Below are 17,288 nucleotides of genomic sequence, written 5' to 3'. Positions count from 1 at the left end.
CCCGGCGCGGACGAACGGCAGCCCGTGCCCCCGCCCGGCGCGGACGAACGGCAGCCCGTGCCCCCGCCCGGCGCGGACGAACGGCAGCCCGTGCCCCCGTCCGGCGCGGACGAACGGCAGCCCGTGCCCCCGCGCGGCGCGGACGAACGGCAGCCCGTGCCCCCGCCCGGCCGGCAGACCCCGAGGCTCGACTCGCCTCTGCTGCTGGTGCTGACGCTGCTCCTGGCCGTGCTCGCCCAGTCCCCGATCCGCGGGCTCCTCGGCACCCCGCTGATGCAGAGCTGGATGACGGTGTTCGTGGCGGTGACCGTGCAGGCGCTGCCCTTCCTGGTCCTCGGCGTGCTGCTGTCGGCGGCGATCGCGGTGTTCGTCCCGGCGTCCTTCTTCGCCCGCGCCCTGCCCAGCCGCCCCGCTCTGGCGGTGCCCGTGGCAGGGGTCGCGGGCGCGGTGCTGCCGGGCTGCGAGTGCGCGTCGGTGCCGGTGGCGGGCGCCCTGGTCCGGCGGGGCGTGGCCCCCGCAGCCGCGCTCGCCTTCCTCCTGTCGGCGCCCGCGATCAACCCCGTCGTGCTGACCGCCACCGCCGTCGCCTTCCCCGGACACCCGGAGATGGTCCTGGGCCGGTTCCTGGCGAGCCTGCTCGTGGCCTGCGCGATGGGCTGGCTGTGGCAGCGCCTGGGCCGCACGGACTGGCTGCGCCCGCCGGAACACGGCACCCACGAGGGCGCGACCAAGGGGGAGACGTTCTGGAACGCGGTACGCCACGACACCGTGCACGCCGGCGGTTTCCTGGTGCTCGGCGCGATGGCCGCGGCCACGCTGAAGGCGGCGGTCCCGGCGCACTGGCTGGGCGCGGCGGCCGGCACCCCGCTCCTCTCCGTCCTCGCCCTGGCCGTACTGGCCGTCCTGCTGTCCATCTGCTCGGAGGCAGACGCGTTCGTCGCGGCCTCCCTCACCCAGTTCTCCCCGACGGCCAAGCTGGTGTTCCTGGTGGTGGGACCGATGATCGACCTCAAGCTGTTCGCGATGCAGGCCGGCACCTTCGGCCGGGCCTTCGCGCTCCGCTTCGCCCCCGCCACCTTCACGCTGGCCGTCACGGGCGCCGTGCTGACCGGGGCGGTGCTGTTGTGAACCGGCAGGCCCAGGCGGCCGTCCTGTTCCTGCTCGGCGGCGCCCTGCTGCACGCGGGCACCACCGACCTGTACCTGCGGTACGTCAAGGCGGCCCTGCAACCGCTGCTGCTCGCCTCGGGCGCGGTCCTGGTCGTGGCCGCGCTGGCCACGGCCTGGTACGAGCGCCGGCGGGCCCGGCGGGGCCCGGACCGGCACCACCACCCCGAGCCCCGGATCTCCTGGCTCCTGGTGCTCCCCCTGCTCGCCCTGATCCTGATCGCCCCGCCGGCCCTCGGCTCCTACAGCGCCCTGCGCTCCGGCACGGCCCTGCAGAAGCCGTACGCGTACGGCGCGCTGCCCGCGGGCGATCCGGTGCCGCTGTCGGTCGTGGACTACGCCTCCCGTGCGGCCTACGGCCACGGCCGTTCGCTGCACGGCCGCGCGGTCCGCGTCACCGGTTTCCTCGCGCTGGACCGAGCGGGCCACCCGTACCTGGTCCGGATGGCCCTCAACTGCTGCGCGGCGGACGCCCAGCCGGTGAAGATCGCCCTGACCGGCACCCTGCCGCCGGTCCTGCGCCCGGACGCCTGGCTGGAGGTGACGGGCAGGTTCACGCCCCGCCTGACCCACGACCCGGTCAACGACGGCCCGGTCCCGTACCTGGAGGTCACCTCCGCGAAACCGGTACCGGTCCCGCGCGACCCGTACGACGAGACCTGGAACAACTGAGCCGGAGCAGTCCGCGGGCCCCGGCTACCGGCCGGCGCCCGCGCTCTCGAAGTCGAACCGGGCGAGATCCCTGAGCCACGCCTCGGCGTTGCCGTCGGAGGGGGCACGCCAGTCGCCGCGCGGGGAGAGGGAACCGCCGGCCGAGACCTTCGGCCCGTTCGGCATGGCCGAGCGCTTGAACTGGGAGAACGCGAAGTAGCGGCGGCAGAACACCTCCAGCCAGTGCCGGATCGCGGCCAGGTCGTAGGCCACCCGGTCGGCCTCCGGGAAGCCGGGCGGCCAGGCGCCGGCCTCCGGGTCGTGCCAGGCGTGCCAGGCCAGGAAGGCGATCTTCGAGGGGCGGAAGCCGTAGCGCAGCACCTGGAAGAGGGTGAAGTCGTGCAGCGCGTACGGGCCGATCTTCGACTCGGTGGACTGCATCTCCTCGCCCGGCACCAGCTCCGGGCTGATCTCGGTGTCCAGGATCGCGGCCAGGATCTTTGCGGTCTCGTCGTCGAACTGCTTGCTGCTGATGACCCAGCGGATCAGGTGCTGGATCAGCGTCTTGGGCACACCGGAGTTGACGTTGTAGTGGCTCATCTGGTCGCCGACCCCGTACGTGGACCAGCCGAGCGCCAGCTCGGAGAGGTCACCGGTGCCGAGGACGATGCCGCCGCGCTGGTTGGCGAGCCGGAACAGGTAGTCGGTGCGCAGGCCGGCCTGCACGTTCTCGAAGGTGATGTCGTACACCGGCTCGCCGGAGGCGAACGGGTGGCCGATCTCCTGCAGCATCAGCCGTGCGGTCGGCGTGATGTCCAGCTCCGCGGCGGTGACGCCGAGCGCACGCATCAGCTTGTGGGCGTTGTCCTTGGTGTGGTCGCTGGTGGCGAAGCCGGGCAGGGTGAAGGCCAGGATGTCGCTGCGCGGCCGGCCCGCGCGGTCCATCGCCCGGGCGGCGACGATCAGCGCGTGCGTGGAGTCGAGACCGCCGGACACACCGATGACGACCTTGGGGCCGCCGATCGCCGCGAGCCGCTGCTGGAGGCCGGCGACCTGGATGTTGTAGGCCTCGTAGCAGTCCAGGGCGAGCCGCTCGGGGTCGGCGGGCACGAACGGGAACCGCTCCACGCGCCGCCGCAGCCCGAGGTCGGTGACCGGCGGGTCCAGCTCGAAGGAGACCGTCCGGAAGGCGCCGGTGCGCGCCCCGTGGGCCCGGCGGTTGTCGTCGAAGGTGCCCATCCGGTGCCGCTCCTGCCGCAGCAGGTCGAGGTCGACGTCGGCGACCGCGTACTGGTCGCCGAGCGGGAAGCGCTCGGTCTCGGCCAGCAGCATCCCGTTCTCGTAGATCATGGTCTGCCCGTCCCAGGACAGGTCCGTGGTCGACTCGCCGAGACCGGCCGCCGCGTAGACGTAGGCGGCGAGACAACGGGAGGACGCCGAGCGGCACAGCAGTTTGCGGTCCTCGGCCCGGCCGACCGTGATCGGGCTGCCGGAGAGGTTGACCAGCACGGTCGCCCCGGCGAGCGCGGCCTCGGCGCTCGGCGGCACCGGCACCCACATGTCCTCGCAGATCTCCGTGTGCAGCACGAGCCCGGGGACGTCCTCGGCCGAGAACAGCAGATCCACCCCGAACGGCACCTCGGCGCCCGCGACCCGGATGGTGCCGCCCCGCTCGTCGTGGCCGTCGGCGATCTGCCGGCGCTCGTAGAACTCCCGGTAGTTCGGCGGGTACGACTTCGGTACGACACCGAGGACGCGGCCGCGGTGCACGATCACCGCGCAGTTGTAGATCCGGTGGCGGTGGCGCAGCGGGGCGCCGACGACCAGCACGGGCAGCAGCTCCGCCGACCCGGCCACGACCGTCCCGACGGCCTCCTCGACCCGGTCGAGCAGCGCGTCCTGCAGCAGCAGGTCCTCGATGGAGTACCCGCACAGGCCCAGCTCGGGGAAGACGGCGACGGCGACGCCCTCGTCCGCGCACCGGCGCGCCTGGCGCAGGACCGCCTCGGCGTTGGCCTGCGGGTCGGCGATGACGGTGTGGCCCGTGCACGCGGCGATGCGCGCGAAGCCGTGCTGATAGATCGACCAGAAGTTCAACGTGGCTTCCTTCATGATTCAACAGACCGCGCAGACGAAGCGAATCTCCTCCAGGAAGAAGCCTAGATCCCGCCGCCACGCCGCCCAGGACCCGGCGTGCGCGGGTTCGGCACGGCTCGTTCCCGGCAAGCCGCCGTACGGGACCGGAGAAGGCCGGGGCGGGCCGCCGGCGGAACCCGACCCGAAGTGGTTCCAGGGACGGCCGGGGCGGGGCGCCGGCGGAACCCGACCCGAAGTGGTTCCAGGGACGGCCGGCCAACGGCCTCGGGCGCCCCGGACGATCAGCGTCTGTCCCGGTACGGCGGTGGCCGTGTCGCCGAACCCCGTGCACAGCGCCTCCAGTAACCGCTCCCGCGCCGGCCGCCTCCAGTAACCGCTCCCGCGCCGGCCGCCTCCAGCAGCCGCTCCCGCGCCGGCCGCCTCCAGTAACCGCTCCCGCGCCGGCCGCCTCCAGCAGCCGCTCCCGCGCCGGCCGCCCACAGTCGCCGACCACGACGGCCGCGGCCGGGGATCCGAACCTCATGGGATCCCGTCCAGCACGCCCTGCCCGGCGCCCCCGGACAGCCCACGGCTCCCTTCCTGACACCCTTCTTACGCCCCGTCACCATTGCGCTCCGGCGCGTAGGTCAGCATCCCGTCAAGCTCGCCCTGACGACCGTCAGCATCGCGTCAAGCCGGTCTGCCGTCCCCGGACGCCGGGCATACCGTCGGTGGACGAGCCCCGGCCCGCCTCCCCGTCGCCGGGGCTCCACAGACGACTCTCTCCTTCCTTCCGGGAGACCTCATGGCACAACTCCGCTACGGCGAAGACCCCGAGCCCTCCGATCCGACCCCGGCCGGACCCCTGTACGTCCCCGTCCGGCCGGGCACCTTCGGATGTGCGGCCCGCCTCTTCCGCAACCCGCTCGGTGAACGCACCGCCGTCGGCTTCACCACCGAGCACCGGCTGACCACCACCCTCGGCCCCGGCCAGCGGTGGATCCGCCTCGCCGAGCCCGCACTGCGCGCGCTGGCCGCGCCCCTCGGTGTCACCACCGTCACGGTGGACCCGCAGTTCACCGCCCCGGCCCCCGCACCGGTCACCTCGGTCCCGGCCGGGATGCCCGCACTGCGGACCGCCTGAGAGGGACAGACACGATGACCACGGTTCACGAACCCACCCCCACGACCGCCGAGTCGGCGGTGTGGCCCGCATCCGTCACCGAGCCCCGCCCGGCCGGGCTCGCCGTGGGCGGCGTACCGCTCACCGAGATCGCCGACCGCTTCGGCACCCCCGCCTACGTCCTGGACGAGGCCGAGGTCCGCGACCGCTGCCGTACCTACCGGGACACCTTCCCCGACGCCGAGATCCTGTACGCGGCCAAGGCGTTCCTGTGCCGGGCTGTGGCCCACTGGGTGAACGAGGAAGGGCTCGGTCTGGACGTGTGCTCCGCGGGCGAACTCGAACTCGCCGTCACCACCGGCTTCCCGCCCGAGCGGATCGTGCTGCACGGCAACGCCAAGTCCCCGCGCGACCTGGAGACCGCCCTGCGCCTCGGCGTCGGCCGGATCGTCATCGACAGTCCCGCCGAGATCACCCGGCTGGCCGCCGCGGTCGGTCCCGGGGGCCACCAGAAGGTCATGGTCCGGGTCGTGCCCGGGATCAGCGCCGGCGGCCACGAGAAGATCCGCACCGGCACCGACGACCAGAAGTTCGGCCTCTCCATCGCCGACGGCTACGCCCAGCACGCCATCGCCCGCATCCTCGACCAGCCGCAGCTCGAACTCACCGGCCTGCACTGCCACCTGGGCTCACAGATCACCAGCGTCAAGCCGTACCTCGTCGCCGTACGCCGCCTGGTCGGACTCATGGCCCGCCTGTACGAGCAGCACGCGCTGGTCCTGCCCGAACTCGACCTCGGCGGCGGCCACGGCATCGCCTACCGCCCCGGCGACGAGGCCCTGGACCTGACGGCACTGGCCTGCAGGGTCCGCACCGAACTCACCGACGCCTGCACGACTGCCGGGCTGCCCGTCCCCCGCCTGATCATCGAACCCGGGCGGGCCGTCGTCGGCCCCGCGGGCGTCGCCCTGTACCGCGTCCTGTCGGTGAAGCACACGGGGGACCACGTCTTCGTGGCCGTGGACGGCGGCATGAGCGACAACCCGCGCCCGGCCCTCTACGGCGTCCGCTACGCACCCCGCCTCGTCGGCCGGCACAGCACCGCGGCCCCGGCCCGGGTGACCGTGGCGGGCCGGCACTGCGAGGCGGGCGACATCCTCGCCGCCGACGCGGAACTCCCCGCCGACATCCGCCCCGGTGACCTGCTCGCCGTACCCGTGGCCGGCGCCTACCACCTCTCCATGGCGTCCGGCTACAACCTGGTCGGCCGCCCCCCGGTCGTCGCCGTACGCGACGGCCTGGCCCGCCTCCTGGTCCGCCGCGAGTCCCTCGCGGACTTCCGCGCCCGCGACGTGGGCCTGTAACCCCCCACCGCCGCTACGAGATCCTCCAGAACCAGCGGGCCTCCTCCTCGCCACGGTCCTGCGCGCCCGCACCGACGTGGTGGTCTGCATGCTCCCGTACCGACTCGGCCTGTGAAGCACCGAGAGCACGGCGGTGACGGCAACTGGGCGTACAGCGGCACGGACCTCGGCACCGCATCCGCTGGCCGCTCCGTGGAGCGTGCGGGCCGGTTACGGCGATTCAGGCATCCCGGCAGGGTGGCATCGACGAGCCTTGCGCCCTGATCCGCAAGGGCAGGGCGCGTTCTTGCCGACGCTGCGGCCCGGGCCGGCGGGCCTCGGCTGGGGAAGCGTGCGACCGGATACCTGCTGTCTTCCAAGATCTCGCCAGAGCGACACCACAGCAGGGACGTCATCACCCCTGTCCAGGAGCCACTGTGCTGCCGCTTTGCCAGACGCATCGGGAAAGGTCGCCGCCGCGTCAGCGAGCCCGTCTGGTTCCAGGAGCCGTCGAGCCATGAAGCCGTACGAGTCTCGGGCGCTGAAGGGCCGCATCCCCTGAACGCGAAAGACGTCGGGCGCGAAGGCCGCGCCAATCATGACGGCGGCACCCACCACTACCGCACCCGGGTCACCGGTTGGCTCGTCAGGGGTGCTCGTCGCGTTGAACCGGACGATGAGGTCCTGCTCTGCGGCCGAGACGCTGATGGGCCGCTCTACGGCCAGGAGAGCCTGGTACCGCTCGTTGAGTTCCTCGGGGCTGCTGTAGGTAAAGGAGTCGATCACCTTGTCGTGGACGAAGTGCAGGACGAAGAGGTCGTCCTGGAGCGAGGAACGAAACACCTCGACCGACTTGGTGCGACTGTATCCGACGACCTGCACGGTCTCCTCCCGTCGCGTACCGCGGCGCATGTCATCTCCCAGACGTGCACCTTGGGATGACAGGAATGGGCATACCTGTGCGGAGTACACGGCGCAGATCTCGTGCACGGGCGCCTCGGAGAGCCCGACCTCCTCGGGAAGAGGCGCGTCGCCGAGGGTCGGGGCCACCTGCCATCGGGCTTCGTCCCCGAATGGAAGCCCGCATACAGCGCACCAGTCGAAGGTGGCCAGCACGAGCTTTCGCCGCTCATTGATCGCCCCGAAGTCTGCCCCTTCTGCGCCACGCCCGACTGTTGCGATCACTGGGTATCCCCGGGAATCGCGGTCGAGATGGCCCAGGCGTTGCGGCGGTATCACCTCTTGCGGCCTCAAGGCCACCTCCATGCGTCGTACGGACGACTCAGGTTAGCGGCGTTGAACCGCCCCGCTTCAGCGTTGGCTGCTCGATGCATCGGCGACTCGTGGACTGCTGCCCGTTTGCACGCTCCGTCTCGCCGCAGGCGGCGCGTCTCGGGCAGAAAGCCGGCGCGGGGTCGGTTCCCGACTCCACTGTGCCCGGGATCGATCCAGCAGTTCCAGAAACTGCCGCTGGTCGTCGGCCACCTTGTCGAGTTCCGGTCCGTCCAGCGACGTTGTCGGCAACCGGTGAACTGACCCATCAGAGCCCGTGACCTAGGACAGGCCGCCGCCGTTCGAGCGGATCACTTCCCAGTTGGCTCCCAAAGCGACTTCAGAAACCACTCAGGAGCCCGACCCGCACTGCGGATCAGGCCCTTGACCTGGTACCTCACTGTAGGGGGTGGCGGGTGAACCACGACCCCTTCGTCCCGAATAGCGCAATTCATCGCCGGTAGGTGACGCCGAGACGGCTGAGCCACATGGCGCTGGACTCCCAGTCGCCGCGCGGCCCGGGCCAGATCACGGCTGCTCGCTGGGTATGAGCAAGCTTCAGAAGATCTCCTTCCGGTCGTTCAGGGACGAGAACCGCTCTGTACGGGTTGCTCAGAAACCGGGTGTAGTCGATGACTTGGGCCACAGCCTGGCGAACGTGTTCCCTGTCGGCCTTTGCCTTCGTCTCCAGGAGGAGATTGACGCCGCCGACCCAGACATCTGTATAGAGGGGGTGGCAGCCCACTGTGTGCCGAATCTCAAAACGCCAAACAGGATAACCCTGTTGCAGCATGAAGAGACAGAAACTCTTCTCCAGACGAGCCTCTGGGCGCATGCTTCGAGGGTCGACTGAGCCGTCACGCAAGGCACTGAGCAGAGAATGCCGCTCGACCGGAATCAACTGAACTTGCTCGTTGCGGCGGACGCAGTATGACTGGTGCGGTGCGTGCGTTGCCTCCTCCACGGGCCGAAGCAGGAAGATGGGGACGTGAGCCCCGTCGCCTACGTCCTTCTCGAACCAGTCATGCAGGATGAAGGAGTCGACGTAGCGGAATGGCATTGGGCCCCGAGCCTGTCTCTCCAGGAGTTGCAAAGGCCGGCCCTTGCGCCAAGAGGTGAGCAAGGTGTTGTTGCCGGGGCGGCTGAAGCTCGCACCTCCAGCGGCTGGCCGTCCTGTGCGCTCGTCAAGGGAGCCTGCGCCCCTGTATTCGTAGAGCCCGTCTTCCCGCCAACCGGCGGCATACCCTCCGCGGTCTGGGGCTTGGGCGTAAAGAACGATGTGTGAACTAGTTGGCGAGGGCGCGATCCCACCGTGGACGGACGTCCCGTAGTCCCGATTGATGAGCCTCCGGTCGGCAAAGTCCCCCCGCCGGTAGCGCCAGATCTCCGGGTTCTTCAGCGGTGAACTGATCCCCATGGTCTGCCCAACTCCATCTCGTCGTCGAGTCCATCACGCTAAAGGCAGCCACTGACAACGCCCAGGCGGACGCGGGGCGCCTACGGAACCCAGTGACCTCTTCGTCCCGAGCAACTCGGATGGGCGCTCGGCTTTGGGCAGGCGTGGCTTAGCTGCGACGATGGTCCGATGGCCATGAGGTGACCTGCCAGCGCCGGCCGTGCGTCCCCTCTCGCGTGGGCGTGGGCGGACGCACACTTCCCAACTGGGCACATGACTGGGCCCCGCGTCAGGCGGGTGTCGAATGAAGTGCCGTGAAGGTAGAACGGCGACTACCAGGCCCCGCGACCCTGGACTGAACTGCGGAAATGGTTTGAAGTGCGACGCGCCTGGCAGATGGCCGCCTCGCAACGCGGAAGAAGACAGGCTAGGGCACCAAAGATGCCTGGCCGACGGACTCGCCACTCCGCGAGCAGGTCCGGGCCGCCGTTTTCGGGTGCGCCATCAGGGCTGCCCTCGAGAGTCTGCTGAGGCGGCTCTCTTCGCCGTGTCTCTGCTGTCCGACCGGGGGGTCCCGCTGAAGGAGATCCCGCGGCTCGTCGGACACTCAGGTACGGCCGTGACCGAGGGGGTGTACCGGAAGCAGATCCGGCCCGTGATCCAGACCGGCGCCGTGGCCAGGCACGGGATCTTCGGCGCTGACCCTCGACGCATGTAGACACTCGGAAATCGATGGTCACGCAGGTAGACACGCAGCAAAGCCAGAGGGCTCTCACCGAATCGGTAAGGGCCCTCTGGCCTGTTACTTGGCTGTCGGGGTGGCGGGATTTGAACCCACGACCTCTTCGTCCCGAACGGGATCGATGCGTGTCGCGGCCTGGTCGGAAAGCTCTTGGGTCAGCTGGCTACCTGCACTGCGGTCCGCTACGGTCCGGGGCGGTCCTTCTGCGGCTTCGCCGTTTCACCTCCCGTTTGGCCCCCACGACGGCCCAGCCATACGCGATGAGGGGAGCCTACGAGCCGCACTGACCCCGCCGCTGTTACCCCTAGGTGGCAGATTTACAGTCCGCGCAGCACGAGTGCCACGGCCTGCCCTTTCGCCGCGTGGCGCAGCGCCCGCCCCACACGTACCCCGCAGCTCCTGCATCCCCGACCTTGAACAATATCTCGGTCATCTGACCCATTGCTGCTGAATCCGTGTTGCAATCCAACACATCCCGGTACCTTAGGACTTGTCCACACGCCCCATCCGGGGGGAGGGCCGCCTGCGGGTGGTCGAGATCCTAGAAAAGGGGAGGTGTGGATATGGGGGACAAGTCGTCCACCCGTCGGGCACAGCTAGCGGCAGAGCTCGCCAAGCGGATCGTTGCTTCACTAAGCGCTCGCGCTCTGTGGACGGTGGTCAGGGAGGTGTATAGCAGCTACTTCTGATGCCCAGGGAGGAGGCACGGGGCTGGGGGCTGCACTCCCCCGAGTTTCTCGGCCCGCCACGTGCCTCCTCTTAAGCACATGGCCCATCGGAGCACGCAGCGACGGACTGGCTCCCGGTAATCGAGGTCGCTCACGCCTAAGGCAGCGGCATCCCTACACGCCCTCAGACGGCCGGGAGACGCCCCACGCAAAGCGATAGATTTACAGCGGGTCCACTCTGACCTGTCTGACCTGCGGATTTCCGTGCGCCGCGTACTGGCGGGGGACATCTGGGGGAAGCAGGGCTGAGGCGAGGGGGCCTGCACAGACACCATGGCGGGCGACGAGCACCGCTTTAGGAGTTCGTTCTCCACCCAGTCCCGCGGGGGCCCGCCTCGTGCACAGGTGCCGTCCGCGGTGGATGTCAGCAGAACAGCTACGGCAACGGGCAGACCTCCAAGGTTCACCCGGCCGGTCGGCCCAGCCCCACCAGGCGTAACCAGCACCAGGGTGTGACCCGGCGCTTAGAAGATGCGGGCAAGCCTTGGCGGCACGGCCTGCCGGCACTCCGTTGCTACCGTGCCAGGCCGCCGAGTGCTGCTGGCGTCCGCCGTCGTTGCCGTCAACGCTGCCGTCACTGCCGTCGATGGCGCTGCCGAGTCGCCACCGCATTAAGGAGTTCGATCAGGCTTCTGTGAACTCGGCACTTTGCTGTCGCGCGCTGTATGCCGTTGCCCAGGAGGTATGCCGAGGTCTGAGGTTGTTGATGTCAACGATGGATGCAGGCATTGGTTCGATGACCGTGGCGGACGCATGCTCGTTGGCCGTTTCGGCACCCTATTGCCGTCCCGATGCGCCGTCCTGCGAGAGTGGGTCCGTGCTGCTGCATCCTGAGAACGCTCTATTCGTCCGTGGTGCTACGCCCGTGCTCCTGCTGGCCGACGCGCCTGTCCACGATGCCCTGCCGCTCCTGAGCGCGCCGGACGGGGCGGTGCCCCTGTGCGAGGGCTGGAACATCGTTCCCCGACTTACCCTGTGCGTCGTAGACGGACCTGGAGACCACGGGCTCGTTGTCCCCACTATCGCCGTGCCGGTGGTCGGCGGAGCCGACGACGCTACGACACCGAGTGACATGGGCGACTGGTGCGCGGATGCCGAGCAGGCCGGCGGAGCAGTCGTTCTGTCTTTGGGCCACCTGCCTGAGGCACTCGACTGGTCTGCCCTGTTGTCCTCGGGGACCGCCTGCGGCGGCTTCATGCCTGCGCTGGCCTGACCGAGGAGCGTCGGACTCGCGAAGCAGCATTACGCCTGCTGGCTTGCGTGCCTTGAACTCTGGACTGCTTCGTCCCGAAGTAAATCGCAAGGAGCGCTGACCTCGGGCTGATCTGCCGCTCATCAGCGCTGATGGTCCGCAACCGTCCGCGCTCGTCCGCCGATGTTCGTCGGTGTTGTCACGCAGTTAGACACTCACCCCGCGAGTCCCGCCTACTTCTTGCGGCGCTTGTTCGCCTTCTTCTTCAGCTCGGCCTGGCCGCGCTTCGTCCAGTCACCTTGGTGGTGGTAGCAACGCGACGTGCCTTTCATCGTCTTGTTGCGGCAGCTGCCTCGGTCCGTCGGCCAACCGCACTTCTCCTGCTTCCACTCACCCATGTCCCCTTCCCCTCCCGTTGGTCCGCCTGGGATCCGGGCATCCAGCCTGAGCCACCCTGTCTACACAGGGGCAGGGCGCATAGCCGGGTGCATCGAGTGAACCGGGCGTACGCGGGTGAGCACGTCGAGAACCGTCGTGGGCCTCGACCGATCAAGGCTCCCAGCTTGGGAAACTGCGATCGCTTGCGGTCAGTTTGGCACTGATCCTGGGCAAACGGTCAAGTACCTGACTTGAGGGCTGAAGAGCGCCAGGATGCTTCCATGTCTAGTCATCAACTTGTGCGCTTCCAGATCTCTGGCCTCGTCGCCAACGGCCTCGGGGGCCGTCTTCCCGATGCCGACACTACGAGGATCTTGCTTCAGAACGGGCCTCGTCGCCGGCACGGAGCAGGCGGGCAAGCGGCGCTTTTTCCAGAGATGACGTTTGAGGCAGCTAACCGACTCCGTGGTCACCTTGCCGCTGCCGTAGCGGTCGGTGATCCAGCCAAAGGAGCACCGCGTTAGGAGCGAGGCTGGGCGGTTACTAGCGTGATCTGCGAAGACCTGTCCTGGGGCAAGTTCGCGTGTGTTCACCGTTGTTGCCGCCGAGTCCCCGTGAGTCCCCGTCCGTTCTGGCCCGAGAGTGGCACGACTACACTCCTCCGTGGCACCCGCCTGTGGCGGAATCCGGGGGGTGTCCGCCACCCCTGCGGGCAATGAACGCTAGTCTTCGTTCGGGTCGCAGGCGTTGTCGACGGCTTCGTAGGCCTTTGTATAGGCCGCCTCATAGGCAGCCTCGTACGTCTGGTAGTCCCTCGCCTTCTTGTAGACGCTCTTCTTTGCTTCGGGGTTATCCCTCTTTCCCCAATCGCATTGCTTGCCATCCTTAGTCCCGGCTGCTGTCCCGTCTGCCGTACCCCGTTTGCCCGGGCTCTGGGCTTCGGGGGCCTGCGGGGCGGATGCCGCCGGCGCTTGGGTGGCGGCTGCCGCCTGAGCCGTCAGCGCTGGCGAGAACGTCAGTGCCGCTGCGGCGAGGGGGCCCGCCATGACCGCGATGATTCGCTTCGTGCGCATAGCTTTCCTCTCCTTCGAGATGGAACGCCCACATGGCGCCTCGACCTGGCCAGGGCAGATCCCGTGGGTGGATTGTCCCTGGAGCGGTATCTACACCGCGATGCGGTGGGCACCATGCGGGCCGGTGGATTCCGGCTTGCGACGCCAACTTCCCCATGCGCGCCGGGGACACTCCTGCACTTGCGGCGCCTGTAATTCGACCGTAGCGACCGGTGTGTGTTGTGTCCACTTATGGCCTAGTGGGCGTGATTGACCCCTCAACTGCCGTGAGTGCACGGCGATGACCAGTAGAACCGCGAGCTCGCATTGGTGCCTGCGGCAATCATCAAAGCCCTTTGGGCGGGCGGGCTCTGACGTCAACTGACATGCGATCTCGAAAACCGTCGTGGCAGCGATGGCACCGTGGGTTCAACTCAAGGTTGACGGCGCTCGCCGCATCCCGGCCGACGCGGTGCGCGACTTCATCCAGAGTCAGCTGGCGGAGGCCGCCTGATGACCAAGCGTCGTAGCCGTGGGGATGGCGGTCTGCACTGGGACGAGAAGAGACAGCGGTGGATCGCCACGGCGAACCTTGGGTTCGACCCGAGCGGCAAGCGGATCGTGAAGCGGGGGAGTGGCACGACCAAGACCGAGGCGAAGAGCAAGCTAAAGGAGGTGCTGCGGGACCACGAAGACGGCCTCGCCATCGCGCCCACCAATTACACGGTCAAGGACGCTGTGACGGACTGGCTGGCGTACGGCTTAGCCGGCCTCGACCGCAGCACCGTCGAGACCGAGACCGTGAGGCTCTTGAGCGAGAAGCACGTGATTCCATCGCTCGGCGCGCGAAAGCTGCGTGAGCTGAGCGCGGATGACGTAGACCGTTGGCTGGCCACCAAAGCGAAGACGCTCAGCACGCGCACGCTCCAGGGAATCCACTCCTGTCTCAACCGTGCGGTCAAGCGGCCCATGGCGCGGGACAAGGTGAAGCGCAACGTCGTCGAGCTGTGCTCGTGCCCCGGGGGCAGGCGGGGCGTCCGTCCAAGGCGCTCACCTTCGCCCAGGCCGAGGCCGTGCTCAAGGGCGCCGAAGGGACCTCGATGTACGCGTACATCGTCGTCGCCCTGCTGACCGGGGCCCGCACCGAGGAGCTGCGGGCGCTCACCTGGGACCACGTCTTCCTGAAGGGCCGGCCGGACCTCGACCCGCCGCAGCCTCCGCACATCGCGGTCTGGCGGTCGGTACGGAGGAGTGGGGACACCAAGACCCGGAAGTCTCGGCGCACGCTCGCCCTGCCAGCCCGTTGCGTGGATGCCCTGTGGCAGCAATTCGAGGATCAGGGCTGGGACCGGCTCGCCGCTGATGCGGAGTGGGAGGAACACGGCTTGGTCTTCTCCTCGGCCGTCGGCAAGCCGCTGGACGCGGCCGACGTCCGCCGCGCCTTCCGCCAGGCGCTCAAGGGCATAGACGGGATCAACGCCGATGAGTGGACGCCCCGGGAGCTCCGGCACGGCTTCGTGTCCCTGCTGTCCGACCGGGGTGTCCCACTGGAAGTGATCTCCAGGCTCGTCGGCCACTCCGGAACGGCCGTGACGGAGGAGGTCTACCGGAAGCAGATCCGGCCCGTGATCCAGACCGGGGCCGTGGTCATGGATGGAATCTTCAGTACTGACACGAACCGATAGGCATGGCGTGCCGCGGGGCCACCGCTACCGCTTTCGGGTCGGCGGCCCGGTGCCAAGTCGAGGTTCGCAGACCATGGGCGCTCCTCTCTTTCGGAGGCGATGGCGTCCTCAGAGCCGCCTTGTCACGGAGGAGTAAAGAACCTAAGGGTTGGGAGACGGCGGTCGTACACACGTCCGGGTGAAGTAAAGCTACGAACCGCCCTGCAGAATCCCTCTCGGGGCTCCGTGATAGGTGATAAAGGTCCAGGTCACATGTCATTTTGCTCATCGTGATGCAGCTGGCGCTTCGCTGTTCGGGTCGGTGGCGGTGACGGCCACGCCCGGGTCAAGCTCTACGACATCGCCGGCGCCGAAACGGTGCCGCTTGAGCGAAGGGCCGGTTTCCGCATGTCCATCGACATCGGCAGACTCGTTCCACATGAACACTCGGAAGTGACGCGTGCGTTCGCAGTGCGGCAGGGCCTCAGCTATGCAGCCCTCTGCGCGCGGCAGGCTCTCGCACCGAGTCCAGGCGAGTGGGGTCTGATCCACTGCACAGCAGGTCCCGAGCGGACACGTGTGACGCTGGCGACGGGCGACGGGCGACATGAGCTATCACCGTCTCTTGGTCCAGGCATTCAACGGGCCGCGGCATCCCGCCGACGCCTCCCTCCCGCCGTCCTGGTCCAGCAGGTATGCCTACGGGCGGTATGGATGGCCAGACGACTGGGATCCCGACTCGCCTGGTGATCCGGTTCCGTGGCTTCCATGCGACGGCGGTGACACGCGGGAAGTCGGCTCTGCTCACGCGTTTCTCTTCAGCCACACGGGCCCTCAGGTCATTGAGGTGTCTTTCCGGGAAACCTCTAAAGGGAGCCGGTGGTCTGTGTTGGGTGTCGACAGGTTCTCTCTGCCTGCTGGATACGGCGATCTGTTCGTTGTTGACCCTGACCAGACCAGGGTCGGCTGGATAGCCGCACGAGGCGTGGGTGTCTACCCGGGATGGCCGACACGACAGGTTCCCCGGTACGTCACTGCCGATGACATCGGTGACCACGCTTCCCTCCTCTGGCGAGGCGGTGCGCAGCCATTCCGGTGGTATGGCGCTGCTGAGGTCCTGCTTTCCAACCGTATAGATCACACGGATTGAGGGGGGGGGGCTTGTCCGGGAAGCAGATCAGGGCGGTTCGCCTCATCCGGAACATCAAGAGGCTGCGTGACGTCAGCGCCGTAGCGGCACGCACCTTGCAGGCGGTCTACTACGCCGTACGGCTCTGGGAGTAGGCACGGCGAGGGGGCATCACAGTCTCCTTCACTGCCCCAGGGGTGGCGTAGCCGCGTCGCCACATTGGTTCCTGGCTGTAGTCACGCAGGTAGACACGCAGCAAAGCCAGAGGGCCCTCACCGAATCGGTAAGGGCTCTCTGACCTGCTACTTGGCTGTCGGGGTGGCGGGATTTGAACCCACGACCTCTTCGTCCCGAACGAAGCGCGCTGCCAAGCTGCGCTACACCCCGATGTCGCTGCTTCTCGCGGCGACGACGTTTACTTTAGCCCACCGGTGGCTGTAGACGAAATCCGGTTTAGCGGCGGTGGCGGGACGGGGCCGGGCGGGTGTGGTCGAGGGCTACCAAGAGGACGGCCAGGGCGTAGATCGCGAGGCCGAGGAGGAGGGCGTTGGCGAGGGTGCTGCGGTAGCCGTGGGCCGTCACGTCCAGGAAGGGGTAGAGGTAGCGCGACGGGCTGGTCGGGGGGAAGAAGGCGGCCCGGCCCAGGGTGAAGACCAGGTACGCCAAGGGGTAGAGCAGCCAGGCCGCGGCCTGGCGGAGGCGCAGACGGGCCCTTGGGGTGAGGAGGAGCCAGTCCAGAACGGCCGCCGCCGGGACCAGCGTGTGGAGTACCTGGAGTGCCGCCCACTGGGCGTGCCAGCGCTCGGGGACCGTCGTCGCTCCGGTCATGGAGAAGGGGGGCGTCGTGTGGTCCAGGAGCAGGTGGTAGACGAGGGCCGTGATCACGGCGTAGAGGAGCGTGGCGCCTGTCACGGCGGACGGGAGCGGGCGGCGGGCCCGCCAGGCCCTCGTCGCCGACATGAGCATGACTATGGCCACCAGGACGTTGGCCTGGACGCTGAAGTAGCTCAGGATGCGGGCCGGGCTGCCCAGGAGCAGTTCCAGGGCGACGCCGCCGGCCGCCGTCACGGCGATCACGAGACGGAACACCGCGGTCAGGGGGTGGCGGATCGGCGGCACCACCGCGGTGGCCGGCACCGGCGCGGGGAGCAGCAGGGGTGGACCGGGGACCGCGGGCAGGTCCGGGATCTCCCTGGGTATCGGAGCGGTCATGCTCCTCACGCTAGGAACGTGGAAGGGGCACAGCCACGTGGGTTGGGCCAGGCGGGTTACGTCCGCCCGGCCCCTGCCGCCCGGTTCCCCCGCCGTCTGCCGTCCAGGTCCGCGCCAGGCGGTTACGTGCCCCCGGCCCCTGCCGCCCGGTTCCCCCGCCGTCT

General features: G+C 68.8%; 12 protein-coding genes, 1 tRNA gene and 1 pseudogene. 7 read left to right on the top strand and 7 right to left on the bottom strand.

The annotated features are described in order from the left end of the window. The first annotated feature begins 156 nt into the window (after positions 1-156). On the top strand, positions 157-1,128 hold the full coding sequence (locus JK359_RS27740) for a permease (RefSeq protein ID WP_201841220.1): 972 nt from the start codon (positions 157-159) through the stop codon (positions 1,126-1,128). Next, the gene (locus tag JK359_RS27735) at positions 1,125-1,838 is read left to right on the top strand and encodes a TIGR03943 family putative permease subunit (RefSeq protein WP_201841146.1); all 714 of its coding nucleotides are present in this window, start codon (positions 1,125-1,127) and stop codon (positions 1,836-1,838) included. The genes JK359_RS27740 and JK359_RS27735 overlap by 4 nt, the downstream gene beginning before the upstream one ends. A gap of 24 nt (positions 1,839-1,862) precedes the next feature. Here JK359_RS27735 and JK359_RS27730 read toward each other — a convergent pair whose 3' ends face one another. Continuing rightward, positions 1,863-3,929 carry an NAD(+) synthase gene (locus tag JK359_RS27730; RefSeq protein ID WP_201841142.1) on the bottom strand — a complete coding sequence of 689 codons (2,067 nt, stop codon included), beginning with the start codon at positions 3,927-3,929 and terminating at the stop codon, positions 1,863-1,865. Positions 3,930-4,698: 769 nt separating this feature from the next. Here JK359_RS27730 and JK359_RS27725 point away from each other — a divergent pair. Continuing rightward, positions 4,699-5,037: an SAV_915 family protein gene (locus JK359_RS27725; protein WP_201841139.1), complete on the top strand. Its 339-nt coding sequence runs from the start codon at positions 4,699-4,701 to the stop codon at positions 5,035-5,037. Positions 5,038-5,051: 14 nt separating this feature from the next. Continuing rightward, entirely contained in the window at positions 5,052-6,380 is a 1,329-nt protein-coding gene (gene lysA, locus JK359_RS27720; RefSeq protein WP_201841136.1) for a diaminopimelate decarboxylase, read from the top strand. A gap of 210 nt (positions 6,381-6,590) precedes the next feature. Here the strand turns inward: lysA and JK359_RS40225 are convergent, their stop codons facing one another. Further along, positions 6,591-7,544: a YecA family protein gene (locus JK359_RS40225; RefSeq protein ID WP_201841133.1), complete on the bottom strand. Its 954-nt coding sequence runs from the start codon at positions 7,542-7,544 to the stop codon at positions 6,591-6,593. A gap of 538 nt (positions 7,545-8,082) precedes the next feature. Next, complete coding sequence (locus tag JK359_RS40565; protein ID WP_504739957.1) at positions 8,083-9,048, bottom strand: SRA domain-containing endonuclease; 966 nt, start codon at positions 9,046-9,048, stop codon at positions 8,083-8,085. A gap of 2,035 nt (positions 9,049-11,083) precedes the next feature. Between JK359_RS40565 and JK359_RS39370 the strand changes: the two genes are divergently transcribed. Continuing rightward, entirely contained in the window at positions 11,084-11,710 is a 627-nt protein-coding gene (locus JK359_RS39370) for a hypothetical protein (protein ID WP_236678535.1), read from the top strand. A gap of 212 nt (positions 11,711-11,922) precedes the next feature. Here the strand turns inward: JK359_RS39370 and JK359_RS27700 are convergent, their stop codons facing one another. After that, positions 11,923-12,087 carry a hypothetical protein gene (locus tag JK359_RS27700; protein ID WP_201841129.1) on the bottom strand — a complete coding sequence of 55 codons (165 nt, stop codon included), beginning with the start codon at positions 12,085-12,087 and terminating at the stop codon, positions 11,923-11,925. A 702-nt stretch (positions 12,088-12,789) separates the two neighbouring features. Further along, on the bottom strand, positions 12,790-13,140 hold the full coding sequence (locus JK359_RS27695; protein WP_201841127.1) for a hypothetical protein: 351 nt from the start codon (positions 13,138-13,140) through the stop codon (positions 12,790-12,792). Between the two features lie 492 nt (positions 13,141-13,632). Between JK359_RS27695 and JK359_RS39365 the strand changes: the two are divergent. Both JK359_RS39365 and JK359_RS39945 read left to right on the top strand, forming a co-directional pair. Further along, positions 13,633-14,804: pseudogene (locus tag JK359_RS39365) on the top strand (site-specific integrase). Between the two features lie 1,140 nt (positions 14,805-15,944). Continuing rightward, a complete protein-coding gene (locus tag JK359_RS39945) occupies positions 15,945-16,067 on the top strand; it encodes a hypothetical protein (protein ID WP_269139049.1) in 123 nt (40 codons plus the stop codon). A 158-nt stretch (positions 16,068-16,225) separates the two neighbouring features. On the opposite strand, the gene JK359_RS27685 is transcribed toward JK359_RS39945, so the two are convergent. Both JK359_RS27685 and JK359_RS27680 read right to left on the bottom strand, forming a co-directional pair. After that, positions 16,226-16,299 (bottom strand) — tRNA-Pro (locus tag JK359_RS27685). Between the two features lie 66 nt (positions 16,300-16,365). After that, positions 16,366-17,124 carry a Pr6Pr family membrane protein gene (locus tag JK359_RS27680; protein WP_201841125.1) on the bottom strand — a complete coding sequence of 253 codons (759 nt, stop codon included), beginning with the start codon at positions 17,122-17,124 and terminating at the stop codon, positions 16,366-16,368. Between the last annotated feature and the right edge of the window lie 164 nt (positions 17,125-17,288).

This window comes from Streptomyces actinomycinicus (assembly GCF_016741775.1).
GTDB classification, from domain to species: Bacteria; Actinomycetota; Actinomycetes; order Streptomycetales; family Streptomycetaceae; genus Streptomyces; species Streptomyces actinomycinicus.
This window is presented reverse-complemented; position numbering and strand designations above follow the sequence as displayed.